Source organism: Rickettsia sp. MAE-05, from assembly GCF_057319745.1.
Genome location: NZ_JBLTIO010000001.1, coordinates 211,461 through 236,973, shown reverse-complemented (window position 1 = coordinate 236,973; position 25,513 = coordinate 211,461). Strand labels below are relative to the sequence as shown.

The following is a 25,513-nucleotide window of genomic DNA, read 5'->3' as shown; positions in this document are numbered from 1 at the left end:
AAAAAGTTACAATATTTTATGATTATACTTATTTAAAACTTCTTTGACTAATGAAGTTGTTATTTTTCTTTTGGAAATTAAAGCAAAATAGTTAATATTTTCTAATATTTCTATAATTTTAGAATATTCCCTAGGCAAATTTACTAAAAGAAAATCTATTATTTGTTCTGATATTGTTACCGAAGAAATAGAAAAATGCTTAAATATTAGAATTTTGATTAATTCATCATCAGGTGAGTTTAATGCTATACTAAGGACTGATTTAATACGCGAAGATAAATCGGGTAAAGTAAAATTTCTGCTTTTATTAGATGAGGTAAGTAAAAGATATTTTTGTTTTTCATTAATAATATTAAATATATGAAGTAATGCCGGCTCTTGCCAGTTTTCAATATCTTCAATGATAAAAGCATTATATTTTTCTAAAATTTCTTCATTAAAAAAAATATCTTTAATAATATAGGCACTGCTTAAATTTTGCCATATTTTGGTTAAATAAGTTTTTCCTGACGAAGAAGGTCCTTTAATTAATAAAGTAAATTTATAAGGATTAACGCCAAAGCTGCACTGCCAATTTTTTATAATATTATAAGCTTGCTCGTTAGAACTAGAAACAATAAACTCATCAGGATGATATTTATTAGAAGTAGTAAAACGAAATATATATTGCTGCATTTATTAATCCTTAGCAGCATTGTTGTAGGTCGAGGAGGTCATTTTCATGCTTCTCTATGTCATTCCCGCGAAAGCGGGAATCCAGAAAAATAATCTTAATACTAGTACACAAATTATACATTAATTCATAAAATAAACCTAAAAAAACAAGTTTTTTATAGGTTTGACTGGATTCCCGCTTTCGTGGGTATGACATTAGACACTTTTTAAAAATCATACAATAATATTATAACTTAGCCGTCTGTTTGATAGAATTTGCTAGATTTATAAAATTTAATTAGATTTAGGAGTAAAATTTTTGTAATCCCTGCAATTGGTATAGCAAAAAATATTCCAATAATTCCAAATAAACTGCCGCAGGCAAAAATCGAGAATATAATCCAAAGAGGATGCAACCCTATTTTATCACCGATAATTTTAGGGGTTAGAATATAAGATTCACAAATATTTCCGACTAGATAAATTATCATTATATATAGTAATTTGCTAGTTACACCAAAAGTTAAATAGCCGATAATTAGAGTTAAAAGAAACGATATAAAAGTACCAAGAAAAGGAATAATGACAAAAAACCCTGTTAAAATACCGAGTAAAAGAGCGAGATCAATACCTATTACGGTAAATGCAATACTATAATAAGTAGATAATAATAAGCAAATATTTAGTTGTCCTCTTATGTAAGCAGATAACAGATTATTAATTGCCGATAATATTTCAAGGATTTTCGGTCGGGTTTTTATAGGTAATAATGATTTCATGTTTGCAATAATTTTAGACCAATCACGTAGGAAATAAAATAATATTATAGGTATAAGTAAAAATAAAACAAATATGTTAATGGTAATAATGGTATAACGCCAAAAATTATTAGCAATACTGCCAAGTATAGTAAATATACTATTTATAAAATCACTTAAAGAATTCTTGATTTTATCGGCAATATCAGGTTCTATCGAATAAATTTTTGCCATTATAGGAGGTAATATTTCTGCCTGTAAATAATTTTTATATTTTGGAATATTATTTATAAAAGTAAAAATTTGTCCATAAATTATCGGTACTAAAATAGTTAAGCTTAAGAAAAATATGCTCAAAAATATCAGATAAATTATGCTTGATGCAAATTTATTTGATATTTTAAATTTTGATGCGATAAAACCTATAGCAGGTTGTAGTAAGTAAGATATTATAAATGCGATAAAAAATGGTTTTACTGCGTCTGAAATTAGCATAAAACCGCTTATAAAAAGCCCTAAAAAAACTAGCCAAAATATAGCAGTTCTATTCATATTATTATTTTCTATTCGGATTTTTTAACTACTTGTACGGTAGCGGGTCTAAGTAGCCTATCTCTAATTTTATATCCTGATTGCATTAAAGTAATAATGCTATTCGGTGCATGATCAGGATGTTCTATCTGCGAAATTGCATTATGTAAATTATAGTCGAACATTGATCCTATTTTCGGCTTTATTTCTTCAATATGATGTTTATGAAAGATTTTGTCCAGTTCATCTTTAGTCATCTGAACGCCTGCAATAATATTTGTGACTTCTATATCAGAATTCGCCGGTTTATGAGCTAATGCTCTTGAAAGATTATCACTAACATTTAGTAGTTCTTTAGCAAATGTAGCAATTGCATAATCTTTTGCTTCGTCACGTGCTTTTTCTAAACGCTTTCTTGTATTATCTATTTCGGCAGTAGTTCTAATTAGCTTGTCTTTTAACTCTTCAATTTCTGCTTTTAACTCTGTTATTTCCGGATTTGCCGTTTCAACTATCTCTTCAGCAATATCATTTATTGTTTGTTCATTATTTTCTATATTATCATCTATCATATTATTTACTTTATATTTATGTTCTTTTTTGAGATATATATAGATATAATAAAAATTTTTTCAATGGTATACTTGTTTAATTTAAAAAATTGCGGCGTCACTTTTCGCTTATAATCCTCACGTAGTATACCTACGCTGCGGTTATAAGCTTTAAAGTGTCTTGCTCTTTTTCAAATTAAACTTCGTCTACCGATTCTGTATATTTATTAGGAGTACAAATTGTATTATGAGACAGTCAGGAAGAAAAAGCAACCAATTACGTCCTATTTCATTAGAATTATCACCGCTTATTAATACGGAAGGTTCATGCCTTATTAAAATCGGTAATACACATGTCATGTGTAGTGCTACTTGCGAAACTACCGTACCGCCGTTTTTACGAGGGCAGAATCAAGGTTGGGTTACCGCTGAGTACGGCATGCTCCCAGGCTCTACATCCCAGCGTATTAAAAGAGAAGCAGCACAAGGGAAGCAAGGAGGAAGAACCCAAGAAATACAGCGTTTGATAGGAAGAAGCATGCGATGTGTAATTGACTTGAAGAAACTAGGTGAGAGGCAGATTATTATAGATTGTGATGTTATTAATGCCGATGGCGGTACTAGAACGGCAGCGATAACAGGAAGCTACGTAGCATTACACCTAGCTATTAGATCATTGATGAAAAAGAGAATTTTAAAGGTAAATCCGTTAATTAGTCAAATTGCAGCTGTTTCTTGCGGGATATATAAAGGTGAGGCGATACTAGATTTGGATTATTTAGAAGATAGCGATGCGGAAGTGGATAGTAATTTTGTATTTGCAGGTAATGGTAATTTAATCGAAGTACAAGGCACGGCAGAGAAAGAACCTTTTTCCGAAGAGCAGTTTTTAGCAATGTTAAAACTTGCTAAAGGCGGCGTAGCAGAATTATTTAAACTACAAAATCAAGTGCTGCTTGGGGCTTAGAGGTGTTATTTTGTGGGGCGGTAAAATGCTCTTTATGTCATTCTGCGAGGCATTGCCCGCGTGGATACCACCCCGTCATTGCGAGCAGGCATTGTTGCGTAGACCGGTAAAATCCAATGTGTCACCCCGTGGCTTGACCACGGGGTCCATAAAAACAATAAAAAATACTAATAATTTTAGTATTTTTAACTGGATTCAGTGGTCAAGCCACGGGATGACAGAGGCGAAATTGATCCACGCAACAACGCATTCCTGCGAAAGCAGGAATGACAGAAAATATCAATAAAATTTAAGCGTAGGGATTATCATAAAAATTAGTATCTTCACCTGATAATATAATTATCTTATCTCGATTAGTATTATTTATAAATACCTTATGATTAAGATCTGTTACTTTAACACTACTATGTGGTCCTAAGATTAATTCCTCAATATTACCTAGGCTTTTAAACGTGACCCGCTGATTAGCTCCAATTGTTATTTTATCGGGAGATATATTAATATTTGCTATTTTGGTCATGCCTCCATATTGCAGTTACGCCTATTAAAAAGCTATACGTTCAATAAGAGTACCAATAACCTTATCATGAATATCCAATGACTTGGAAAAGCAGATTGTCTTACGTGCAAGCCTCTTGCATCTCGTTCTAAGGTTCAAGTTACTTCGTTCTATCCGTTGAGTGTATTTTTTACTGATAATATGCTTTTTAGGGTCTAATAACCTAGCATAACTCCCCCATCCATCTGTATAGTAAAAAGTCACCTTGAAATTCTCTAGTTTTTTCAGTAATGATTCTAATGTGCTATCACATCTTGTACCAAACGTATAAGCAACTACTTTTAACGAAATCTTATCCAAGGCATACCAAAGCCATCGTTGTCTGGATTTATTCTGTACATAAGACCATTGTTCATCTATCTCAGGAGCAATAATTACTTCTGTTGTACTGATAGAATGATTTATTGTTTTTAATACTAGATTTTTTTAAAACACGGATAACTGTATTGATACCCGCTTTTAATACTCTTACTGTATCTCTAACTCCAGAGCCGTTGATTGACATTTCTACTATTTGCTCCTTAACTCCAGGCTTAGATGCATTATTAATATACTCCAATTGAAAATATCGATTACACCGCTTGCATTGATATCTCTGTTGTTTTGAAATTGAATATCCTGACTTTATTACTTCTTCTGTGTTGTTACAATATCTACACTTAACATCTATTTTTGCCATAACTCCTTAACTATAATTCTCTCTTATTACTGTTTGAGGATTATAGACTATTTACTCTAAACTGCAATACGGAGGCACGACCAAAATTATTATCGAAGATGACGATTATTTAATGATTAAAGAAATAGCCTTATATAATTTACCGTCTTGTTTTCATGTTATATCTGTTCCGAAAAGTCTACCAAGAACTAAACCGAAGGCTCTTAATTATGCTTTAGAATATTCACGTGGTGAGTATCTAGTCGTATATGATGCTGAAGATAAACCTGAACCTGAACAGCTACTTAAAGCTCTAACAACGTTTAGAAGTTTATCTGATGAATATGTTTGTCTTCAGGCTAAGCTCAATTTTTACAATAAAAACGAGAATATTTTAACTAAATTATTTAATATAGAATATAGTTTATGGTTTGAATATATCTTGAAAGGATTAAGTTTATTAAAACTTCCTACCCCTCTTGGTGGTACTAGTAATCATTTTAAAACGGATATATTAAATAAGCTTGGCGGATGGGATGCTTATAATGTAACGGAAGATGCCGAGCTTGGTATAAGAATTTACTCACAGAACTATAAAGTAGCTATCCTTGTTTCCTATACTCTAGAAGAAGCTCCGAATAGTTTAGGTAATTGGCTAAATCAAAGGTCACGTTGGATTAAAGGTTTTCTGCAAACATTTTTTGTATTTAAAGCACAAAAAGATAAATACCGAAAATTTACTTTATTGCAAGTAATAACAATTTATATTTTTATCGGCTTATCTACATATAATTTTTGGAGTTTACCTTTTATAATATTTTCTATTGTTATAAATAAAAATTCTATAATTAATTATTTATGGCTTGTTAATAGTATTTTTTCGCTTTTATATCTTTATAGTACTGCTCTGTATATATTAAAGAATTCTTTAAAAAGCGGAAAAGTAAAATTTCAGGATATAGTAGCTTTGATCTTATGGGCTAGCTATTTTATATTACATACCATCGCTTCATATAAAGCAGTATTTGAAATAATTTTCTGTCCTTTCAAATGGAGCAAAACTAAACACGGCACTAGTTTAGAGGATTTTGAGAAAGAATAGACCTCTTGTATAAACAAAGAAGAATTTGAAAGAGGTCCGTAAAAAAAATTTTATTCTTTCCCCTTGAACTAGCAAAAATAAAATATATATAGTATGTACATTTAAAGATTTAATAATTGGAGGTTAAAATGTCTTTTAAACCATTACATGATAGAATTGCAATAAAGCCTATCGAACACGAAGAAAAAACTAAAGGTGGAATTATTATTCCTGATACCGCAAAAGAAAAGCCGATGCAAGGTGAAATAGTAGCCGTAGGTAACGGTATTCGTAATAAAAAAGGTGAAATTCATCCTTTAGAGCTAAAAATAGGCGATAAAGTTTTATACGGTAAATGGGCAGGCACCGAAATTGAAATTAAAGGCGAAAAACTGATCGTTATGAAAGAAAGCGACGTATTTGGTATTATTAATTAATTATTTGTTTTAAGGAGAAATTAAATATGGCAACAAAACTTATTAAACACGGCTCAAAAGCTCGTGAGCAAATGCTAGAAGGCATTGACATACTTGCAGATGCAGTAAAAGTTACTTTAGGTCCAAAAGGTAGAAATGTACTTATTGAGCAATCATTCGGTTCACCGAAAATTACCAAAGACGGTGTGACGGTTGCAAAATCGATCGAGTTAAAAGATAAAATTAGAAATGCAGGAGCTCAGCTATTAAAATCAGCTGCTACAAAAGCTGCAGAAGTAGCCGGTGATGGTACTACTACAGCTACGGTACTTGCTAGAGCATTAGCTCGTGAGGGTAATAAGTTAGTCGCAGCGGGCTATAATCCTATGGATTTAAAGCGTGGTATGGATTTAGCGGTAAACGCAGTAGTGGAAGAAATTAAAAAATCCAGTAAAAAAATCAATAGCCAAGAGGAAATCGCACAGGTTGGTACTATTTCTTCAAACGGTGATAAGGAAATCGGTGAGAAAATTGCTAAGGCAATGGAGGAAGTCGGTAAAGAAGGCGTGATAACCGTTGAAGAAGCAAAGAATTTTAGCTTCGATGTTGAAGTAGTTAAAGGTATGATGTTTGATAGGGGTTATCTATCACCGTATTTTGTAACGAATTCCGAGAAAATGGTTGCTGAGCTTGAAAATCCTTTCATCTTATTATTTGAGAAAAAATTATCAAATTTACAACCGATGTTACCTATACTTGAGGCTGTAGTACAATCACAACGTCCGCTATTAATTATTGCTGAGGATGTTGAGGGTGAAGCTCTTGCAACGCTTGTAGTCAATAGATTACGTGGTGGTTTAAAAGTTGCGGCAGTAAAAGCCCCAGGTTTTGGTGATAGAAGAAAAGCAATGATGGAAGATATTGCTATCCTAACTAAAGGTGAGCTTATTACTGAAGATTTAGGTATGAAGCTTGAAAATGTGAGTATTAAAAGTCTAGGGACGGCAAAAAGAGTAACAATTTCTAAAGAAAATACTGTAATTGTTGACGGTAACGGTGATAAGAAAAATATTGAAGATAGGGTATTACAAATTAAATCTCAAATAGCTGAAACTACTTCTGATTATGATAAAGAAAAACTACAAGAGCGTTTAGCTAAACTTTCCGGCGGTGTTGCCGTATTAAAGGTCGGCGGTGCTACAGAAGTTGAAGTGAAAGAGCGTAAAGATCGTGTTGAAGATGCACTTGCTGCTACAAGAGCTGCAGTTGAGGAGGGTGTTGTTGCAGGAGGCGGTGTAACATTACTTCACGTTTCACAAACTTTAAGAAATCTTAAAGTAGATAACAAGGATCAACAAGCAGGTATTGAAATAGTAATAGAAGCTCTAAAAGATCCGTTAAAACAAATCGTTGAAAATGCTGGTGAAAACGGTGGTGTAGTAGTTGGAAAATTATTAGAGCATAAGGATAAAAATTTCGGCTTTAATGCTCAAGATATGCAATATGTCGATATGATTAAAGCAGGAATTATCGATCCGGCTAAAGTAGTGCGTACTGCACTTCAAGATGCTGCTTCCGTTGCTTCGTTAATTATTACCACGGAAACTTTAATTGTTGACGAGCCTTCTGATAAAGAAGATTCAATGCCGCCAATGCGTGGTGGTATGGGAGGCATGGGCGGTATGGACTTCTAAGTCTATATCTCCATAAGATATGTTATGCAATAGGTCTAATAAACTCGTCTTGTTGCATTGCTCGTTTCCATCATTGCGAGGAGACATTGCTGCATGGATCGGTTTTACCGCCGTCACTCAGTGGCTTGACCTATAGTACCGGACTTCTATTCTATGTCATTCCCGCCTCCGCGGGAAGATATTGTTACGTGGTCCGGTTTTCCGTCATTGCGAGGAAAAATTGAAAATTTTGACGAAGCAATCCAGTTAAAAATTCTGTAAATCAGAATTTTTTTAATCTTTTTTTGGATTGCCACGTCGCTTCGCTCCTCGCAATGACGGTTTTGGTATCTACGCAACAATGCCACGCAGAAATGACATAAACGAGCCATGCAATAACGCTGGCTTGACCACACGGGGTCTAGTTAAAAATACTAATAATATTAGTATTTTTAGTTGTTTTACTGGATACCGTGGACAAGCCACGGTATGACACCGAATGCGTTTTGTGGTCCACGCAGGCAATGCTTGTTATAATAACGATTTTAACAACGTACCGTACAACATACTATCAAGTCGTAGTTAGGATACTGAAAACTGATTTATGTAACAAATGGGTTTTAAAGCGATTCTTTGCTTAATTTGAAAATAAATTCTTTAATAAAACTCTTCCTTAAAAAATAAAATATAGAATTTCTTGTAATTATTTCAATAAATGATTGCAAATATTTTTTAATTAATTATAATAGCTCAACCTTTGGTATTTATCCTATGAGACTGTTAAAAAATAATTTTAAAGCTCATTAAATTCTTTAATTACAAATTATAAGGTTTTTAAAATAAGGATAGCTATCCTATCAAAAATCTTTGTTAATTTCAATTAAAGTTATTTTGTTAACAGTCCCATATAGAAGATCAAAAGGTTTAAAGCGGTTTTGCCTTTAATTATTAAGAATAGATTTTTTGTTAAAGCTATAGGCAAGCTTAATCTATAATATATATTCGTTCAATTTAAAAAATTAGTAATAAAAAGTTTCTAGCTTTGGTCAGTTAACTATACTAACTAAAATTAGTAAGGTTTTAGAAAATTACTATTCTTTATTTTTAAAAAATCTTATAATTATACAGTTAAGAAAGACTAAAATAAGATAATTTAAATTTTTATGTAAAACTTAAAAAAATTAGGTTCTAAAAGATAAAAATAATAGGGTAGGGTAGTGCAAAGCTCGCCACAAGCTTAATTTTTCCTATTAATATCCAACTAAAGCTGGGTTTTATTAATATTTACTAAAATAGCAAATTAATTAGAAATATTAATAGAATTTAATTAAGTTTATTGCTTTAATTGGTGTTTAGTTATTCGTAAGTATAACTATTAACTAAATTAGTATAAATTAAGGAGGTAGTTTTGCTCCAAAGGGTTATTAAACATTTAAATCATAATTTATCTGAACATGATATTACTGCTCAAATAACAGGTAGGATCAAACATCCAATATCAATTTTATATAAATTATATCGTAAGTATAAAGTTAGAAGAATTAACAGATATTTTTGCGATAAGAATAGTGGTAATAGATGAAGAGAAATGTTATAAAGCTTTAAAAGTAGTTCATGATCTTTATGAGCATGAAAAAGGATAAATTTAAAAATTATATTCTTAATCCTAAGCCAAACGGCTATCAATCTTTACATACTATTATTACAACTGAGGATAATTATAAAATAGAGATACAAATACGTTGATCATAAGATGCATTATCATGCAGAGAGCGGTGAAGCTGCACACTACTGGAAATATAAAAATAGTTTTTAGCTAATATACACTTTCTTCTAAAGTAGCATTGCATACTTTAATTTATTTTGTATTATTTTGAAGTTTAAAAAAGAAATTTCGTAAACCGACTTTTTGAAATATTTCTTTTTGTTCTGAAGGGAAATGTTGCTTGATAAAATTAGTGCAAACATTTAATAGTTGTTGTTCTACGGTTCGTATTTCTAAATAAGCTGCTATGAGTAAGAAGCTTTCTATAGTTTCTTTTACTGTTTCTAAAGCCTTTTTCCGTAGATTTAGCATTTATAGTTTGTAAATTATGTAGGCGATCAAACACTTTAATAAGTGCGATATCATATCTTTGTTCCTGTATTAGTAAATTTAACATTTCACCGGAGCTAATTTTACCGTACGGCTTAATTCTTGTTAAACGTTCTAACGCTATCGGCAATATTCTTATCAAAAATTTTGCTAATATCAGCGTATGTAAGTATTGTATCCTCTATAGTATCATGAAGAAGGGCAACATTTATCATATATGATTTGTAAAGTTTAGGAGCCTCAAGAGCCGTAAAATCTGCAAGCATGATTGCAACTTCTATAGGTGAGAATAATAAGGCTCCTGATTGACGCATTTGAGAAGCATGATATTTACGGGTATAATAAAGACCTTTTTCAATTTCTGTTATATCTATAGGCGAGTCTACTATAGTATTCAAATATTTAATTCGATCAATTAATTTTTTACTATAATCACAAACCTCAAATTTTTTCTGCCAAGTATCAATATCTTCCATAAACCTACTAATTATTTAAACTTTTTTAAAAGGAGTATATACATATTATTAGTATAAAATATTTTATAAGAAAATTAATAAGATTTTAGAAAGATATGATATTTATTTTTTAAATTTATCGATAATCAATGGTTAAGCACAAGTTAAACTATATCTTGATTTTTAAATAGAATTATATTCTTGTGATTTTTTTACACAGTTATATTACATTAATATTAATATAATAAATTGAATATATCAATATAATAATAGCTGATAGCTTAAGTAAAAATATAAAAATAGTTAATAAAATTTAATAAAAAGAAAAGCATTTTTTTATTTATTCTCAAATATTTTTCATTTTAGTGTTTTATAACTTCTTGCAATATATTAAAAATTTAGTAAGCATTGTTAACTGTAAAGGTGGTTATTATTTAATCTATTTTTATTTCAAAAATATTTATAATTTTTAACAATTAAACTAAAGAGGTTATTTTATGTCGTCATATGAAATTACTGCAAAATGGGTAACAAGTTCTCATGATACCGGATGGTATTTTCCATTAGAAGTTACAATAAAAAACAATACTAACCAGGCAGTATTTGCTCCGGAAATAAGTTTTGATCTTAGTAAAGTAGAACACATTGATCCTGCACAACCAATTAACGCTTATACCGGTTTTACTCATCAATCAAATACTTTACCTGTAATTAAAGGTAAGTTAGCAGGACATTTAGCAACTCTACCGGCTAACGGTTCTGTAACTGTAACTTTTGGGGTGAGTTTTAATCCGGCGGTGCTTCCTAATCCAAATGCACTACCTGAAAAATTTACTTTTAATGGTGAACTAATAGAGAATCCAGAGCCAGAACCGGAGCCAGAGCCAGAACCGGAACCAGGAACTAGTAAACTAGTACAAAAAGATGATTTAACTGAGCAGACATATAAACTGACTGGGTTTAATCCTAAGAGCGAAACTATTAACTTTAGTTATACATCAGGTAGGGTACTTAAAGATGTTTACAATAAATATGAGTCAGATAAGGAATTTGAAGTTGGTGGTTACTATATGGCTTGGTCACAATTTGACATACGCCTACAGGATCCTACAGCGATTAATGGGGCTGGGCGAGGCGTAGATATAAAGAAACATTATAATCATAATTTTGACAAGCTGGTTTTAGGATTTTCTGCAATCAATGGTGATAAAGGAGAAAAAGAAGCAATCATAAAACTATCTGCTGATCAGTTAGGATTACAAAAGTTTGAAATGACCACCGTTGGTAATTGGGATATGCTTGCAGCATATGTTAATTGTGGTTTTCCAGCATATGCAGGTGAAGACTACCCAAACTTATACAATCAACAAAAAGCTCAAGGAGCACTAGGTGCTTTTCACAACCTAAAAAAAGCAAGTCCTGAGGGAACAAAATTTGCCCTTAGCGTCGGCGGATGGACTATGAGCGAAGCTTTTCATGAAATGGCTAAATCTCCAGCAGCTCGTAAAATATTCAATGACTCAATAGTAAAGTTTATAGAAAAATTTCCAATGTATAAACAAATTGATGTTGATTGGGAATATCCAGGAGCAGCAGGGAATGGTAACCCACATGGTCCTGAAGATGGTAGGAATTATACATTATTAGTTAAAGAGTTAAGAGAAACACTTAACGCCAAGGGGCATACAGATGTTGTCATTGCTATAGCAGCAGCAGCTGATCCTGCAAAACTAGCACTATCAAATATAAAAGACTTGGTTGATGCAGGAGTAACCCAAATTCACTTGATGACATATGATCTTTTCGGTGGTACCTACGGAGAGGGAAAATTAGCACACCATACTAACCTTTATAGTAGAGACGGCGACAATAAAGAGTGGTCTATAAATCAATCTGTAAAATATCTTACTGAAGAACTGAAGATCCCTGCGAAATGTGTGCATATAGGTTATGCAGGTTATGGCCGTAGTGCACGTGAGGTAGAGATAGAGTCAGTTTCTCCATTAAAGGGTACATATAAAGTAGATCCTCAAATAGTTGGAACTTTTGAAAACGGTGTTACTGAGCAGAATGATGTTTATTTTAATTATTTTGATCCAAGCACAGGAAAAGGGAAAAATGGATTTATACTTTATACTGATACAGTAGCTAATGCTGATTTCCTTTACAATCCTACATCTAAAGTATTTATGTCCATAGACACACCTAGAACTGTTAAAGCTAAAGCAGAATATGCAAAGAAACATGGTCTTGGAGGAATTTTCACATGGACCGTAGATCAGGATAATGGTGTACTATCTAATGCTGCACATGAAGGTTTAGGTCATAAATGTGTTAAGCAAAACATAGATATGAGTACATTTTATTTTGAGGGTGAAACTGAATTAGTAGGATATAGCAGCGATACTATTGTCCTCTAATAATTGCCTGCGTGGATTGGAAAACGCACTCGGTGTCATTTGGTAACTTGTTCACGGTGTCCAGAAAACAACTAAAAATACATTAGTATTTTTAACTGGATTCCGTGAATAAATCACGGAATGACAGAGGGAAAAACAGTTCACGCAACAATGCTTAAATTCCGTTACTATCTACTCAAAGCTTTTAGACCTTCCTTTAGACCGTCTTTTATAAATGAAATTTTAGCTTGTTTGCCGTCTGCAGTGATTAGTTCTAAATAATTATCGTTTGATAAAATCATATCTAGATCATCTTTTGTAATAACAGCCAAAGCCTGACAGCCGTTTACCGTACAATTTACGTATTTTCCGGCTGCTATTCGTTTGTCACCGCTATTAATAACTGTACCTGCCGGAATTTGAACATTTGACGGGACTATTTCTATTATTTTTAATTCCTGTTCTTCTTGTTCCCCATTGAAATAACCTATGTGATAAATGGCTAATATTTCCTTTTCTTTATCTTTCTCTAGATTATTAATTTGTTGTGATAAGAAGCAAAGTTGTTTTTTCATTATTAAGAGTGCAATTTAAAGTCCAAGCTCCGTACTTTTTTGGTGCTGATGAAGCATCGACATTTTCTACTCTGTATACAATAAAAGTACCGGTTATTATAAATAATCCACTAAGAACAAAAGCAATTTTTTTTATACAATCTTTCATATAATTTTTAACCTTTTTAAAATATTTTCTTTTCCTAAAATTTCTGCAATTTCAAACACGCTAGGTGAAGCCGTCATACCTGTTATTAAAGCTCTTACTGGCTTCATAATATCATTCAGTTTTAAGCCGTTATGAGTTGCTATTTCTTTAAATTTATTCTGCACGGATTCCTTATCAAACTGCTCAATCTTGTTTAAACCTTCTATAACTTGCTTAATCAAATCCTTATCGCAATTTTCTATAATTTCTTTTGCTTCTTGTTCATAAATAATAGGTGAATTTATCAAGTAAATCCTAGCAAGTTTGGCTAAATCTAGTAATGTTTCGCTTCTAACTAACAAGCTCGGCATTGCTTGTTTTATATAACTTACCTCTTTCTCACTAATCTTGTAATTTTGTTTCAATATCTCTGCAGTCTTTGAAGTTAAGCTATCATTGTCAAGCATTCTTAAGTAATGAGCATTAAGGCTATTCATCTTAGCAAAATCAAGCTTAGAAGGTGATTTACCGAGTGAATCAAGATTAAACCATTCTATAGCCTGAGCCGGTGAGATAATTTCATCATCACCGTGACTCCATCCAAGACGCAATAAATAATTACACAAACTTTCCGGTAAATATCCCATATCCTTATAAGCTTCAACACCTAAAGCTCCATGCCTTTTGGATAATTTTGCTCCGTCTGCTCCATGAATTAAAGGTATATGAGTCATGCTCGGTACTTCATAGCCGAAAGCCTGATAAATAGCAATTTGCCTTGCTGCATTGGTTAAATGATCGTCACCTCTAATAATATGAGTTATACCCATATCATGATCATCTACTACAACGGCTAGCATGTAAGTAGCAGTGCCGTCTGTCCGGAGTAGTACCATATCGTCTATATGCGAGTTTTCAATTACTACATCGCCTTGTAAAGTGTCATGAATTGTTATGCTTCCCTCTCTTGGAGTTTTTAGACGTACTACCGGTTTAATATCGGTAGGGTAGGTGGACGAATCTTTATCACGCCACTCGCTATTAAAAATAAAATGTTGTTTATTTTCTAAAGCTTTTTGCCGCTGTCTTTCTATTTCTTCTTGGCTAGTAAAACAATAATATGCTTTACCTTCTTGTAGTAATCTTAGTGCTGCCTCTTTGTAAAGATTATTACGTTTAGACTGAAATATAACTTCGCCGTCCCAATCAAGTCCTAGCCATTTTAGACCTGCGAATATAGCTTCTACAGCTTCTTTAGTTGATCTCTCTTTATCGGTGTCTTCGATGCGAAGCAAGAATTTACCGTTATGATGCCTTGCAAACAAATAGTTAAATAAAGCAGTTCTTGCCGAACCTATATGTAAAAACCCCGTCGGTGACGGAGCAAATCTAGTAATTATGTTAGTCATTATATTGTCTTTCTTCCCAAACACATAAAATAATTTACGTCGATATCGTCGCTTAATTTCCATTCATTTTTAGCAGGATCATATACCAAGCCTTTCAGCTCTTTAATTTCGATGTCGGTATCCGTAAGCATTTCATAAATTTCTGATGGTTTTAAAAATTTGCTATAATCATGAGTGTTTTTAGGCACCCAACCTAAAACATATTCAGCAACTATTATTCCAAGTACATAAGCTTTTTTAGTACGGTTAATCGTAGAAATTATTGCCATACCGTTTGGCTTAATATGTTTGACCAAATTTAGTATAAATTGCTGCACGTTTTCTATATGTTCAATAACCTCAAGACAAATTACTACATCATATAGCTTGTCACTCTGTAATTCTTCTATAGTAGATTGTAAATAATTTACTTTTACGCCGTTTTCCTTAGCATAAGTGCTTGCCGTTTCAATATTACTTTGCAGAGCGTCAATGGCTGTAACATTAAAACCTTGAGCAGCTAAAGGCGTTGCAATTAACCCTCCGCCGCAACCGACGTCTAATATTTCTAAACTAGACCTCTTCGGAAACTCTACTTCTAGGGGTAATTTGTACGTCGATCCGGTACTCGCATCCTCACGTATGCTTATATACGCTGCGGTGGCAAGTGCTTCCGTGTCTCCTTCAAATTCCTCCCTATAAGCGAATTTCCAAAGAGGTCTACTAGAAATATCATTGTAATGCGAGGTTATTTTCTCTATTATATATTCAAGGCGAATAGGATTTATGCGGTGTAAGATACCGAATTCCCCATCCTTATTCCACCAATTATGAGAAATTTTCTCAAATTTTTCTAATTCTTTTTTATCGATTGAAGACATAGTCTATGATATAGGTATTATATTATTATCAAGTAGTATATGTCATTATCTGCGTAGGCGGGAATCTATAATAAATAAACTTAATATTAGTACAAAATAAATTTTTATATATTTTACTGGATTCCCGCCTATGCGGGAATGACATCAGGATTACCACACTATACAACAAACATATATAATATACTCAGATGACTTTAATAATACTAGCCTTAATTTTAATTAGCTGCATATTTGCTCCCCTTGGCTGCATTGCCCTATGGAAGAGATATATTTATTTCGGTGACGGGCTTGCTCATAGCAGTTTTTTAGCGGCTAGCATAAGCATTATAGCACATTTTCCATTAATATATTCAGGAATAATAGTTGCAATTCTTTTTTCATTATTTGTGTTTATTTTTAAAAATAATTCTGAAAAAAATGCAGTTATTAATTTGATTTCTAGCTTTATGCTCGCTATTGCTTTAGTTATTAATTATTTTACTTCCTCGCAGAACAATATAGTAAATTTATTGTTTGGGGATATTTTATCCGTGTCTTTTAATGATTTGATTATACTAGGGGTAGTGCTAATAACTATTATAAGCTTTATAGTATATTTTTATAATCAAATTCTTCTTATAATCATCAATAGAGATATTGCAGTCATAAAAGGCTTAAAGGTTAATATTATTGAGCTAATATTTTTACTTCTTCTCTCATTATCGGTATTTTCTGCTATAAAGATTGTCGGTGCATTGATGGTAACCGCTGTTTTACTTATTCCTGCAATGATTGCACGGTTTGTGGCATATAGCCCCTCTCAGATGATTATAATATCAATTTTTATCTCTTTATTTATTAATTTTTGTGCTGTACTTAGTTCTTTCTATTTTGACTTACCTTTAACTCCATTGTTTATTATATTAGGTATGTTTATTTATGGGCTACTGTATTTGAAGCGATTATTATGAATAAAAATGAATTTACTGAATATGTCAAAGAATTGTTAGAACCATATGGTTCAGTAACCGTTCGTGCAATGTTTGGTGGATATGGTATATATAAGGGTGGTGTTATGGTAGGAATTATTAAGAGCAATGAATTATATTTTAAGTCAGACCTAAGCACTTATGAATATTTTCAATCTTTCGGTTCTGAGCCATTTATATATCAAAGTAAAGGTAAACTTGTAACTTTATCATATTGGAAGGTGGTATCTGAAATTATGGAGGATCAAGAGTTATTAGGTAAGTGGTTTAAATTAGCGTTGAATGCTGCTATCAATAGTCAAAAGAAAAAATAAATGTTACCCCGTGACCCCTCCGGCGTTGTTGCATGGTTCGTTTATGTCATTCCTGTGCGGCATTGTTGCGTAGATTGGTAAAACCTACTGTGTCACCCCCTGGTTTGACCACGGGGTCTATAAAAACAATAAAAAATACTAATATTTTAGTATTTTTAAGTGGATCCCGTGGTCAAGCCACGGGATGACAGAGGTGAAATTGATCCACGCAACAATGCCTTCCTGCGTAGGCGGGAATAAATCTAGGTCTTTTAAGAACTACCCAATAGTGCTATGATAATAACATTATTTTACTTGTATGTAAGGATATTGTCCGTTAAATTTTTTTATGCGTTCTTCAATGCTTGTCTTAGGTTTATACTGTTCCCATTTTTTCATACCCTCTTCAAATTTTCCTATAGGAGTATTTAGAAGTTCAATAATAGGCTCAATATCTTCTTGTATTATAAAATCTAAATCTAGCATTTCAAGATTTGCTATAACGTCGCGTGTTATAGAATCCTCTTCTTCATTTTCCCAATCTAGTAATTTTGTATAATGGCCAAAAATTATTTCTATAGTTTCATAAAACTCTGCTGTGGTTATTTTATCCTGCTGCCAAGCTCGTAATAAACTTATTAAATATTCTCGAGTTACTACAAAAGTTCTTTCAGTTACTGACATATATTTTCCTTTTGTTAAAATTCATTATACGTACTTATCTACATTCTTCATAATCTCAAGATAGTCTATCTTACCACTTGCAAGCAGAGGTATTTCTGAATCGGTAATAATTACTTTCGGTAAATGTAGTAAAGAAATTTGAGCTTTAGATACAGTATCTGCAAAATTTTCTCTATTTATATCGGAACCGGTAGTAAGTAAAATAATTTTTTCTCCGTGCGTTTTATCGGCGATGGAAATGGCAGCGTGCAAGGAATCAGGAGCAATTTCGCTTGCAAGTTCTTCAATCTTTGTAAGAGATATCATTTCCCCCGCTATTTTAGCAAAGCGTTTTAAACGTCCTAAAATTGTTATATATCCTTCAGAATCGATTTTGACTATATCGCCTGTGTCGTACCATTCTTTATAAGTACGGTGACCTTCTAAGTCCAAGTAACCAAGCATGATGTTAGGACCCCTAATGAATAAACGTCCCCCTTCATTTATTCCCTCTACTTTCTCAAGCTTATAATCAATTTTCGGTAATAATCTTCCCACGGTGCCTGCTTTATTATGCATAGGGGTATTGCAAGCTATAATAGGTGAGGCTTCTGTAATCCCATATCCTTCAAAAATACGTATGCCGTACTTATTAAGCCAGAATTGTCTTGTAGATTCTTTTAATTTCTCGCTACCGGCAAATATATAGCGTAATGAGTAAAAATCATATGGGTGAGCGTAATTAGCATAACCGTTTAAAAAAGTATCGGTAGAAATTAATATAGTTGCTCCGATATCGTATATAACTTCAGGAATGCTGCGATAATTTAGTGGAGAAGGATATAGAAACAGCTTAATACCGTTTAAAGTTGTAATAATTGCACCACCAAGACCAAAGCAATGAAATAAAGGTAATGAATTAAATACTATATCTTCAGGACTAAACGGTACTTTAGCAGTTATTTGATATCTATTAGTTTGTAAATTCCTGTGAGATAATAATACGGCTTTAGGTTCTCCTTCAGTGCCTGAAGTAAAAATTATCACTGCCGGTTTTTCGTCATCATGATTACGACAAAAATAATTGTAATAAGTTTGAGCAAAATAACTCCCTATTTTTGCTTTTAGTTTTAGAGCTGTACCAATCTGATTTTTAAAATCTTCTAAATATATTATTTTAATACCGAAATCTAATAAGTTAGTTATTAATTCATGTAAATTTGCTTTTTCGATAAATTGTTTTGAAGTGTAAACTACTTTAATTTGTGCAAGTTTACAGGAGTTAATAATAGTACTTATGCCGCTGCTCCAGTTAATTATAGCAGGAACATAACCGCTAGATTGCATGGCGTAAAAAGTAATTAATGTATTCGTGGTATTAGGCAACATTAAGCCTAAATTTCTGCCAAAGATATTATTCTTTTTGATTAAATCACCTAGGATAAAAGATTTTAATATTAAATCTCGATAAGTAACCGCATTATTTTCAAAATCATCAACTATTTTTTTCTTAAATCCATGAATTTTAGCAGCTTCTATAAGAGATGAGAATAAAGTGTTTTTATAGTCTGAGCTCTCAAACATCATGTCAGCCATGATATCATAAAGAGTCCTAGATATATAACTGCGTCGTTCTTGATTACTTGCAGCATCCATATTAGCGAATTTTACCGGCGGTAAAATTGTTATAGTAATTTTAGGAAATATTTTTCTTTTTAATATGTTTTTTAATTTTGATAAATGAGTAAATTGAGTACCGTCTATTCTAACAGGTAAAACGGTAGCACCGGCTTTATCGGCAATCATTCCCGGTCCTTCGTATATTTTCATTAAAGAGCCGGTAACGCTTATTCTACCTTCAGGGAAAATTGCTACTTTCTGATCCTTTTGTACTTCTTTTACTAAAGTCTTTATTGCCATTGGGTTACTTGGATCAACCGGCAAAGTTCTTGCCATACGTAAAAACGGTTTAATCCACCATATTTTTTGTATATCGGGACTAATTGCAAAAGTCATTTCTTCTCGTAAGTAAGTAGCAATTAGCGGTGGATCGAGATATGAAATATGATTAGCGACAACTACTACTTTTTTACCGGCTTTTTGGAAATTTTCAAATCCTTTTACTTCAACCTTATACATAAGATCAAAACAGATTTGGAATATTCTTCGTAATAGCTTAAACGGAATAATTTTAACTTCAGGTATTAAACGGTAAATATATATAGTAACGATTATATTAGCTAGGCTAATAAATAATATAATCCAGGGTATAGTGAAATTTAGGTAAAATAATAAAGATAAAATAATTGTTGAACCCGCCATGAAAATGGAATTAATGAGGTTATTAACGGCAATAATTCGGCTACGATGAGCAGGGTTTGCATAATGCTGTAATATAGCAAAAAGGGGAACGATATATAAACCGCTTATTGCTGCTAAGAAAAATAAATCTATAACTATTCGCCAATTATGTCTTTTTGATAAAAATACCAAAATACTTTTTAGCTGAGTAGGTTCGTAGTTAACTGAGCTAATTCTGCTTGCAAAGAATAAATCAATACCGAAAATACTAATGCCTAGGGCTGAAATAAATAGATATTTAACGGTAATCTCATCTTCAAATATTTTGCTACATAAAAATGAACCGACCCCAACACCAAGCGAGAAAACTGCTAAAAATAAGTTAGCAACATTCTCATCAGCTTTAAAAGTTATCTTAGCAAGTAAAGGTATTTGTGAAATTATAGCAGCTCCGATAAACCAAAACCATGAAATACCAAGTATAGCTAAATATATATGTTTTTTTGCTTTGGCATATTTAATCATATTTATGCTTTCATCTATAATATTAAAATTTATTTTAATATCACGATTTGCATTTTTAGATTTTGGATAGAAAAGGCTTGTAATGAAGCCGAGAAAAGCGATGGTAATTAAGGAATAAATTATAAAATTATTGCTGATTGTATAATAGCTGCCGATTATAGTACCGATAAAAATACCGATAAAAGTTCCGGCTTCAACAAAGCCGTTAGCTCCAAGTAGTTCGTCTTTATTTAGGTGAACAGGTAATACGCTATATTTTATTGGACCGAAAAAAGTAGAATGTATACCCATTAAGCAAATAGAACAGAATAGAATTAGCAGATTATTATGATGAAATCCATAAATTGCAAAGGCAATTATACCGATTTCACAAATCTTAATAATCTTAATAAGGCTTGCACGTTCGTATTTGTCGGCAATTTGTCCTGCTATGCTTGCGAATATTATGAAAGGTAGTACAAAAGTAGCATTAGCAATTAAAACGAGTAGATTATTATATTTACTTAAAGAACCAGTAATGCCGTAAGTTATAAGGATTACTAGAGCATTTTTTAATATATTATCATTAAGACAACCACATAACTGTACTATAAAATTCGGTAAAAATCGTCTATCTTTGAAAAGATATAATTTGTTTGTGTCCATATTATATTAAATATTTAAAATACCGATTTTGTTGGATTCAAATCGTCATGAGCTACGGAAAAATTGAAAATTTTGCACGTCCGCAATCTCAGGATGCTTGACAAGATTGCCACATCGGGACTATGTCCCTCCTCGCAATGACGGAAAAACCAATCCATGCAACAAAATCTAAACTCCCCAAATATTAGCAATTTATATTAATATGTCAAATTGCATATAGATAAATACTTTTTAATGAGGATTATTTAAATCTTCATAATAATCGCACATTGCTTCTCTATTAGCAGGAATATTATTATTAGATTCCTCTATATACTGTTTGGGAATAAAAAGAGAAAAAATTTTACTAATTTTAATTATTACTTCATGTAAACTCACATTTATTCTCCTAAAAATTATTTTCTATTCTATCACTCTTTATAGATATAAGGACCTAATATCAATATTTTTCTTTATTATTCTTTTCTTTTTGTACTTTCTTTCTTCTTTGTAAATTCTTTTTTAAAGCAGTTGATAAGTTATTAAATTTAGCTGTCGGTTTGGCTTTTTTCGGTGCTTCTTTGGTCTCTTCGGTAGATGACATAAATAATTATCTTTTCACATTAGCATTATTATATTATATTATGGATATTTTGGAAATAAAACTATAAATAATCTATGAATCAAAGTAATATAATCTCTCCTGAGTTACTGGATGAGAGAAAGAATATTGCAAGGCAAGGGGGCGGTGAAGCTAGGATCAACGCACAACATCAAAAAGGTAAGTTAACTGCACGAGAACGCATAGAAGTATTATTAGATCCGAATAGCTTTACCGAAACAGGTATGTTTGTATCCCATAGATGCAATAATTTTGGGATGCAGGATAAAAAGTTTTTAGGTGACGGTGTTGTAACGGGACACGGTACGATAAACGGTAGGTTGGTATTTATTTATAGCCAAGATTTTACCGTACTTGGTGGCTCACTCGGTGAATATCATGCTAAGAAAATCTGCGATATTATCGATCAAGCTATAGCAACCGGTGCTCCCGTAATCGGTATTAACGACTCAGGGGGAGCAAGAATTCAAGAAGGGGTTGATGCTCTTGCCGGATACGGTGAATTATTTCAGCGTAATGTTTTAGCGTCGGGTGTTATCCCTCAAATTACCTTAATTATGGGACCTTGTGCCGGTGGTGCGGTATATTCCCCTGCCTTAACCGATTTTATATTCATGGTTAAGAATAGCTCTTATATGTTCGTAACCGGTCCTGATGTAGTAAAAACCGTTACGGGTGAAGAAGTAAGCCAAGAAAAGCTCGGCGGTGCTAGGATGCACACCACTAAAAGCGGCGTTGCTGATCTTGCATTCAATAATGATATAGAAGCATTGCTCGAAATTCGTAAGTTCTTTAATTTCCTTCCGTCATCCAATCGTAGTCCTCTTCCTGTTCGTTCGACTATTGACCCTGCCGATAGAGTCGATATGTCTCTTAGCACGTTAATACCTAACACACCTAATAAGCCTTATGATATGAAAGAGCTTGTTGAACGTATCGTTGATGAGGGAGAATTTTTTGAACTACAACCTGATTTTGCGAAGAATATCATTATCGGCTTTGGTTATATGGAAGGTTATCCGGTAGGATTTGTGGCTAATCAGCCTTTGCATTTAGCAGGATGTTTAGATATAAACGCCTCAAGAAAAGCAGCAAGGTTTATTAGATTTTGTGATGCTTTCAATATTCCTATAGTAAGCCTTGTTGATGTACCTGGATTTCTGCCCGGTACATCTCAAGAGCATGACGGTATTATTAAACACGGGGCTAAGCTGTTATACGCATATGCGGAAGCTACAGTGCCGAAGATTACCGTAATTACCCGTAAGGCTTATGGAGGTGCTTATATAGTTATGAACTCCAAGCATCTTAGAGGCGATATAAACTATGCTTGGTTTAATTCGGAAATCGCTGTTATGGGTGCAGAGGGAGCAGCCGAGATAATATTTAAGGAAGAATGTAAAGACCCTGAAGCTAAAAAGCAAAAAATCGATGAATATAGGAAAGTAGTAACTTCGCCTTTTGTTGCGGCATCTAGGGGATATTTGGATGATATTATAAGACCGCAAAATACTAGATGGCGAATATGTAAGGCGTTAAATTTCCTGCGTACTAAAAAAGTAGAATTACCTTGGAAGAAGCATGATAATTTGCCGCTTTAGCCAAACGTCATTGCGAGGAAAATTACGAAGTAATTGACGAAGCAATCTCAGGATATTTGACGAGATTGCCGCACTCCCTATGGTCGCTCGCAATGACGAAAAATACAAGAAAAATTATAACAAAAAACTATGAATAAACCATTATTTGATAAAATTTTAATTGCTAATCGTAGCGAGATCGCCGTTAGGATAATACGTACCTTAAAAAAGATGGGAATAAAGTCGGTTGCAGTATATTCTGAAGCAGATACAAACTCAATGTATGTGCAGCATGCAGATGAGGCTTATTATATAGGTGATTCCCCTGCAACGGAAAGTTATTTATCTATTAAAAATATTATCTCAGCAATTCGTGAAAGTGGAGCAAGTGCAGTACATCCAGGTTACGGTTTTTTATCGGAAAATCCAAATTTTGCTAATATTCTTAAAAGAGAAGGTGTTGTTTTAATAGGACCGAGTGCCGGAACTATTAAAAAAATGGGCGATAAAATCGAAGCAAAAAAGATAGCGATAGAAGCCGGAGTTAGCACAGTTCCGGGTTATATGGGAACTATAAACGATGTTAAGCAAGCGGTGGATATTGCTAAAGAGATTGGTTTTCCGGTAATAGTAAAAGCGACTGCCGGCGGCGGTGGACGTGGTATGAGAGTAGTGAATAATCCTGCTGAAATGGCAAATGCTTTTGAGTCGGCAAAGCTTGAAGCAGCCAATAGTTTTAGTGACGATAGATTATTTATTGAGAAGTTAATTCAAACTCCCCGTCATATCGAAATTCAGCTAATTGCCGATCAATACGGCAATAGTGTATGTCTCGGAGAGCGTGAATGTTCAATACAGCGTCACCATCAAAAAGTAATCGAAGAAGCACCGAGTTCTTTTATTACTGAAGATATAAGGCAAGAAATGTATCGGCAGGTAATATCCTTATCTCAAAAAGTGGGATATTATTCGGCCGGTACCGTTGAGTTTATAGTAGATAGCAATAAAAATTTCTATTTTTTAGAAATGAATACAAGATTGCAAGTCGAGCATCCCGTTACTGAGCTAATTACCGGTATAGATATCGTTGAAGAGATGATAAAAATCGCAGCCGGTGAGAAATTATCCTTTACACAAGATGACATAAAATTAAAAGGTTGGGCATTTGAATCACGAATTTGTGCCGAAAACCCAAGCCGAGGTTTCTTACCTTCTAGCGGTAGAATTATAGCTTATTCCGAACCTGCAAAGAGTCCTAATATCCGTATAGATACAGGAATTGGGCTTGGCGGTGAAGTAAGTATGTTTTATGATTCGATGATTGCAAAATTATGTACTTACGGTGAAACAAGAGAGCAGGCGATTGAGGTAATGCGTTCTGCTTTGAGTTCTTATATAATTAACGGTATTGCTCATAATATCAGTTTCTTAGAAGCTGTAATGCTACATCCACGCTTTGTTAGCGGCGATATTTCTACTGCCTTTATTCAAGAAGAATATCCTGACGGTTTTTCCGGAGCTAGTCTAACTTCAGAAGTAACTACCGTATTTTTAGCAACGGCTATTTTTATTTATATATCAGAGCAAAGACGTGCTTCTTTAATTTCCGGCAATATTAACAATCAAGCTAACAAAATAGGTACAAGATGGGTAGTAACTATCGATGATAAATTATTCCCCGTATTAATTACACCTGTTGAAAACGGCTATAATATACGTCACGAAAGCGATAGAATATATATTCGTAGTAACTGGAATTTAGGTAATGAACTTTTTACGGCTATAATTAACGGTAAAAAGACAAATGTAAAAATTGAGAATATCAGAACCGGTTATTTATTATCGCATGCCGGTATTAGCGTAAAAGCCTTTGTACGCTCTCCTCGTATATCAGAACTTGAAGCGTTAATGGTCTCAAAAGTAGTAGTAGAAGAAAGCTCCGAACTTGGAGCTCCTCTAAGCGGTCAGATTGCTGCGATAAAGGTGAAAGAAGGGCAGGAAGTGACGGCAGGACAAGAAATTATGATTTTAACTGCTATGAAAATGGAAAACCTGATTCTTGCCGAAAGAGACGGAAAAATAGCTAAAATTTTTGTTAATGAAAAGGATAATGTTGTAAGAGGACAGGTATTATTAGAATTTGCTTGATATACTCTGCTATCGCTATTG

General features: G+C 33.0%; 22 protein-coding genes and 5 pseudogenes. 12 read left to right on the top strand and 15 right to left on the bottom strand.

Features of this window, described 5'->3' with window-relative positions:
• Positions 1–6: 6 nt before the first annotated feature.
• The 3 genes from ACNFN7_RS01345 to grpE form a co-directional block, all read right to left on the bottom strand.
• Complete coding sequence (locus ACNFN7_RS01345) at positions 7–675, bottom strand: HdaA/DnaA family protein (RefSeq protein WP_485440547.1); 669 nt, start codon at positions 673–675, stop codon at positions 7–9.
• A gap of 233 nt (positions 676–908) precedes the next feature.
• A complete protein-coding gene (locus ACNFN7_RS01340; RefSeq protein ID WP_485440546.1) occupies positions 909–1,964 on the bottom strand; it encodes an AI-2E family transporter in 1,056 nt (351 codons plus the stop codon).
• An 11-nt stretch (positions 1,965–1,975) separates the two neighbouring features.
• On the bottom strand, positions 1,976–2,515 hold the full coding sequence (gene grpE, locus ACNFN7_RS01335) for a nucleotide exchange factor GrpE (protein WP_485440545.1): 540 nt from the start codon (positions 2,513–2,515) through the stop codon (positions 1,976–1,978).
• A gap of 226 nt (positions 2,516–2,741) precedes the next feature.
• On the opposite strand from grpE, the gene rph reads away from it, so the two are divergent.
• Together rph and ACNFN7_RS01325 are read left to right on the top strand one after the other, a co-directional pair.
• Positions 2,742–3,461, top strand: coding sequence for a ribonuclease PH (gene rph, locus ACNFN7_RS01330; protein ID WP_485440544.1), 720 nt, complete (start codon positions 2,742–2,744; stop codon positions 3,459–3,461).
• A gap of 82 nt (positions 3,462–3,543) precedes the next feature.
• Positions 3,544–3,705, top strand: a pseudogene (locus ACNFN7_RS01325) (tRNA lysidine(34) synthetase TilS); the annotation flags it as partial.
• 45 nt (positions 3,706–3,750) lie between these two features.
• Here ACNFN7_RS01325 and ACNFN7_RS01320 read toward each other — a convergent pair.
• Together ACNFN7_RS01320 and ACNFN7_RS01315 are read right to left on the bottom strand one after the other, a co-directional pair.
• Complete coding sequence (locus ACNFN7_RS01320; protein ID WP_485440543.1) at positions 3,751–3,981, bottom strand: hypothetical protein; 231 nt, start codon at positions 3,979–3,981, stop codon at positions 3,751–3,753.
• Positions 3,982–4,005: 24 nt separating this feature from the next.
• Positions 4,006–4,699 (bottom strand): annotated as a pseudogene (locus ACNFN7_RS01315) (IS1 family transposase).
• 112 nt (positions 4,700–4,811) lie between these two features.
• Here ACNFN7_RS01315 and ACNFN7_RS01310 point away from each other — a divergent pair.
• The 3 genes from ACNFN7_RS01310 (at position 4,812) to groL (ending at position 7,869) form a co-directional block, all read left to right on the top strand.
• Positions 4,812–5,780 (top strand): glycosyltransferase family 2 protein, encoded by a 969-nt coding sequence (locus tag ACNFN7_RS01310; protein ID WP_485440542.1) that lies wholly within the window; start codon positions 4,812–4,814, stop codon positions 5,778–5,780.
• Between the two features lie 128 nt (positions 5,781–5,908).
• On the top strand, positions 5,909–6,196 hold the full coding sequence (locus ACNFN7_RS01305) for a co-chaperone GroES (protein ID WP_218460482.1): 288 nt from the start codon (positions 5,909–5,911) through the stop codon (positions 6,194–6,196).
• Positions 6,197–6,222: 26 nt separating this feature from the next.
• A complete protein-coding gene (groL, locus tag ACNFN7_RS01300; RefSeq protein ID WP_485440541.1) occupies positions 6,223–7,869 on the top strand; it encodes a chaperonin GroEL in 1,647 nt (548 codons plus the stop codon).
• Between the two features lie 146 nt (positions 7,870–8,015).
• Here groL and ACNFN7_RS01295 read toward each other — a convergent pair whose 3' ends face one another.
• On the bottom strand, positions 8,016–8,165 hold the full coding sequence (locus ACNFN7_RS01295) for a hypothetical protein (protein ID WP_485440540.1): 150 nt from the start codon (positions 8,163–8,165) through the stop codon (positions 8,016–8,018).
• 1,091 nt (positions 8,166–9,256) lie between these two features.
• On the opposite strand from ACNFN7_RS01295, the pseudogene ACNFN7_RS01290 reads away from it, so the two are divergent.
• Positions 9,257–9,664, top strand: a pseudogene (locus tag ACNFN7_RS01290) (bifunctional (p)ppGpp synthetase/guanosine-3',5'-bis(diphosphate) 3'-pyrophosphohydrolase).
• A 42-nt stretch (positions 9,665–9,706) separates the two neighbouring features.
• Here ACNFN7_RS01290 and ACNFN7_RS01285 read toward each other — a convergent pair.
• Both ACNFN7_RS01285 and ACNFN7_RS01280 read right to left on the bottom strand, forming a co-directional pair.
• Positions 9,707–9,925: a hypothetical protein gene (locus ACNFN7_RS01285; protein ID WP_485440539.1), complete on the bottom strand. Its 219-nt coding sequence runs from the start codon at positions 9,923–9,925 to the stop codon at positions 9,707–9,709.
• 113 nt (positions 9,926–10,038) lie between these two features.
• On the bottom strand, positions 10,039–10,419 hold the full coding sequence (locus tag ACNFN7_RS01280) for an HD domain-containing protein (protein ID WP_485440538.1): 381 nt from the start codon (positions 10,417–10,419) through the stop codon (positions 10,039–10,041).
• A 476-nt stretch (positions 10,420–10,895) separates the two neighbouring features.
• Here ACNFN7_RS01280 and ACNFN7_RS01275 point away from each other — a divergent pair, with 476 nt between their 5' ends.
• Complete coding sequence (locus tag ACNFN7_RS01275; protein WP_485440537.1) at positions 10,896–12,818, top strand: glycosyl hydrolase family 18 protein; 1,923 nt, start codon at positions 10,896–10,898, stop codon at positions 12,816–12,818.
• A 167-nt stretch (positions 12,819–12,985) separates the two neighbouring features.
• On the opposite strand, the pseudogene ACNFN7_RS01270 reads toward ACNFN7_RS01275, so the two are convergent.
• The 3 genes and pseudogenes from ACNFN7_RS01270 to ubiG all read right to left on the bottom strand — a co-directional run bounded on the left by ACNFN7_RS01270 (position 12,986) and on the right by ubiG (position 15,768).
• Positions 12,986–13,520: pseudogene (locus tag ACNFN7_RS01270) on the bottom strand (invasion associated locus B family protein).
• Positions 13,517–14,908: a glutamate--tRNA ligase gene (gene gltX, locus ACNFN7_RS01265; RefSeq protein WP_485440536.1), complete on the bottom strand. Its 1,392-nt coding sequence runs from the start codon at positions 14,906–14,908 to the stop codon at positions 13,517–13,519. The pseudogene ACNFN7_RS01270 and the gene gltX overlap by 4 nt, the downstream one beginning before the upstream one ends.
• A complete protein-coding gene (gene ubiG, locus ACNFN7_RS01260; protein WP_485440535.1) occupies positions 14,908–15,768 on the bottom strand; it encodes a bifunctional 2-polyprenyl-6-hydroxyphenol methylase/3-demethylubiquinol 3-O-methyltransferase UbiG in 861 nt (286 codons plus the stop codon). The genes gltX and ubiG overlap by 1 nt, the downstream gene beginning before the upstream one ends.
• A gap of 188 nt (positions 15,769–15,956) precedes the next feature.
• Between ubiG and ACNFN7_RS01255 the strand changes: the two genes are divergently transcribed.
• From ACNFN7_RS01255 to ACNFN7_RS01245, 3 genes and pseudogenes are all read left to right on the top strand, one after another.
• A complete protein-coding gene (locus ACNFN7_RS01255) occupies positions 15,957–16,718 on the top strand; it encodes a metal ABC transporter permease (protein WP_485440534.1) in 762 nt (253 codons plus the stop codon).
• Positions 16,715–17,050, top strand: coding sequence for a TfoX/Sxy family protein (locus tag ACNFN7_RS01250; RefSeq protein ID WP_485440533.1), 336 nt, complete (start codon positions 16,715–16,717; stop codon positions 17,048–17,050). The genes ACNFN7_RS01255 and ACNFN7_RS01250 overlap by 4 nt, the downstream gene beginning before the upstream one ends.
• 59 nt (positions 17,051–17,109) lie before the next feature.
• Positions 17,110–17,270 (top strand): annotated as a pseudogene (locus ACNFN7_RS01245) (tRNA lysidine(34) synthetase TilS); the annotation flags it as partial.
• A gap of 65 nt (positions 17,271–17,335) precedes the next feature.
• On the opposite strand, the gene ACNFN7_RS01240 reads toward ACNFN7_RS01245, so the two are convergent.
• The 4 genes from ACNFN7_RS01240 to ACNFN7_RS01225 all read right to left on the bottom strand — a co-directional run bounded on the left by ACNFN7_RS01240 (position 17,336) and on the right by ACNFN7_RS01225 (position 21,746).
• Positions 17,336–17,713, bottom strand: coding sequence for a hypothetical protein (locus ACNFN7_RS01240; RefSeq protein WP_485440532.1), 378 nt, complete (start codon positions 17,711–17,713; stop codon positions 17,336–17,338).
• Between the two features lie 24 nt (positions 17,714–17,737).
• Positions 17,738–21,163, bottom strand: coding sequence for an acyl-[ACP]--phospholipid O-acyltransferase (locus tag ACNFN7_RS01235; RefSeq protein ID WP_485440531.1), 3,426 nt, complete (start codon positions 21,161–21,163; stop codon positions 17,738–17,740).
• A 231-nt stretch (positions 21,164–21,394) separates the two neighbouring features.
• On the bottom strand, positions 21,395–21,541 hold the full coding sequence (locus ACNFN7_RS01230) for a hypothetical protein (protein WP_485440530.1): 147 nt from the start codon (positions 21,539–21,541) through the stop codon (positions 21,395–21,397).
• Between the two features lie 61 nt (positions 21,542–21,602).
• Entirely contained in the window at positions 21,603–21,746 is a 144-nt protein-coding gene (locus ACNFN7_RS01225; protein ID WP_485440529.1) for a hypothetical protein, read from the bottom strand.
• A 74-nt stretch (positions 21,747–21,820) separates the two neighbouring features.
• Between ACNFN7_RS01225 and ACNFN7_RS01220 the strand changes: the two genes are divergently transcribed.
• Both ACNFN7_RS01220 and ACNFN7_RS01215 read left to right on the top strand, forming a co-directional pair.
• Entirely contained in the window at positions 21,821–23,365 is a 1,545-nt protein-coding gene (locus ACNFN7_RS01220; protein ID WP_410527916.1) for an acyl-CoA carboxylase subunit beta, read from the top strand.
• Between the two features lie 129 nt (positions 23,366–23,494).
• Positions 23,495–25,492 carry an acetyl-CoA carboxylase biotin carboxylase subunit gene (locus ACNFN7_RS01215; RefSeq protein WP_485440528.1) on the top strand — a complete coding sequence of 666 codons (1,998 nt, stop codon included), beginning with the start codon at positions 23,495–23,497 and terminating at the stop codon, positions 25,490–25,492.
• Positions 25,493–25,513 lie beyond the last annotated feature (21 nt).

What these genes read in the sequence shown, in the direction of transcription:
- ACNFN7_RS01345 (WP_485440547.1), bottom strand. Translation starts at nt 675, where the DNA reads ATGCAGCAATATATATTTCGTTTTACTACTTCTAATAAATATCATCCT.
- ACNFN7_RS01340 (WP_485440546.1), bottom strand. Translation starts at nt 1,964, where the DNA reads ATGAATAGAACTGCTATATTTTGGCTAGTTTTTTTAGGGCTTTTTATA.
- grpE (WP_485440545.1), bottom strand. Translation starts at nt 2,515, where the DNA reads ATGATAGATGATAATATAGAAAATAATGAACAAACAATAAATGATATT.
- rph (WP_485440544.1), top strand. Translation starts at nt 2,742, where the DNA reads ATGAGACAGTCAGGAAGAAAAAGCAACCAATTACGTCCTATTTCATTA.
- ACNFN7_RS01320 (WP_485440543.1), bottom strand. Translation starts at nt 3,981, where the DNA reads ATGACCAAAATAGCAAATATTAATATATCTCCCGATAAAATAACAATT.
- ACNFN7_RS01310 (WP_485440542.1), top strand. Translation starts at nt 4,812, where the DNA reads ATGATTAAAGAAATAGCCTTATATAATTTACCGTCTTGTTTTCATGTT.
- ACNFN7_RS01305 (WP_218460482.1), top strand. Translation starts at nt 5,909, where the DNA reads ATGTCTTTTAAACCATTACATGATAGAATTGCAATAAAGCCTATCGAA.
- groL (WP_485440541.1), top strand. Translation starts at nt 6,223, where the DNA reads ATGGCAACAAAACTTATTAAACACGGCTCAAAAGCTCGTGAGCAAATG.
- ACNFN7_RS01285 (WP_485440539.1), bottom strand. Translation starts at nt 9,925, where the DNA reads ATGCTAAATCTACGGAAAAAGGCTTTAGAAACAGTAAAAGAAACTATA.
- ACNFN7_RS01280 (WP_485440538.1), bottom strand. Translation starts at nt 10,419, where the DNA reads ATGGAAGATATTGATACTTGGCAGAAAAAATTTGAGGTTTGTGATTAT.
- ACNFN7_RS01275 (WP_485440537.1), top strand. Translation starts at nt 10,896, where the DNA reads ATGTCGTCATATGAAATTACTGCAAAATGGGTAACAAGTTCTCATGAT.
- gltX (WP_485440536.1), bottom strand. Translation starts at nt 14,908, where the DNA reads ATGACTAACATAATTACTAGATTTGCTCCGTCACCGACGGGGTTTTTA.
- ubiG (WP_485440535.1), bottom strand. Translation starts at nt 15,768, where the DNA reads ATGTCTTCAATCGATAAAAAAGAATTAGAAAAATTTGAGAAAATTTCT.
- ACNFN7_RS01255 (WP_485440534.1), top strand. Translation starts at nt 15,957, where the DNA reads ATGACTTTAATAATACTAGCCTTAATTTTAATTAGCTGCATATTTGCT.
- ACNFN7_RS01250 (WP_485440533.1), top strand. Translation starts at nt 16,715, where the DNA reads ATGAATAAAAATGAATTTACTGAATATGTCAAAGAATTGTTAGAACCA.
- ACNFN7_RS01240 (WP_485440532.1), bottom strand. Translation starts at nt 17,713, where the DNA reads ATGTCAGTAACTGAAAGAACTTTTGTAGTAACTCGAGAATATTTAATA.
- ACNFN7_RS01235 (WP_485440531.1), bottom strand. Translation starts at nt 21,163, where the DNA reads ATGGACACAAACAAATTATATCTTTTCAAAGATAGACGATTTTTACCG.
- ACNFN7_RS01225 (WP_485440529.1), bottom strand. Translation starts at nt 21,746, where the DNA reads ATGTCATCTACCGAAGAGACCAAAGAAGCACCGAAAAAAGCCAAACCG.
- ACNFN7_RS01220 (WP_410527916.1), top strand. Translation starts at nt 21,821, where the DNA reads ATGAATCAAAGTAATATAATCTCTCCTGAGTTACTGGATGAGAGAAAG.
- ACNFN7_RS01215 (WP_485440528.1), top strand. Translation starts at nt 23,495, where the DNA reads ATGAATAAACCATTATTTGATAAAATTTTAATTGCTAATCGTAGCGAG.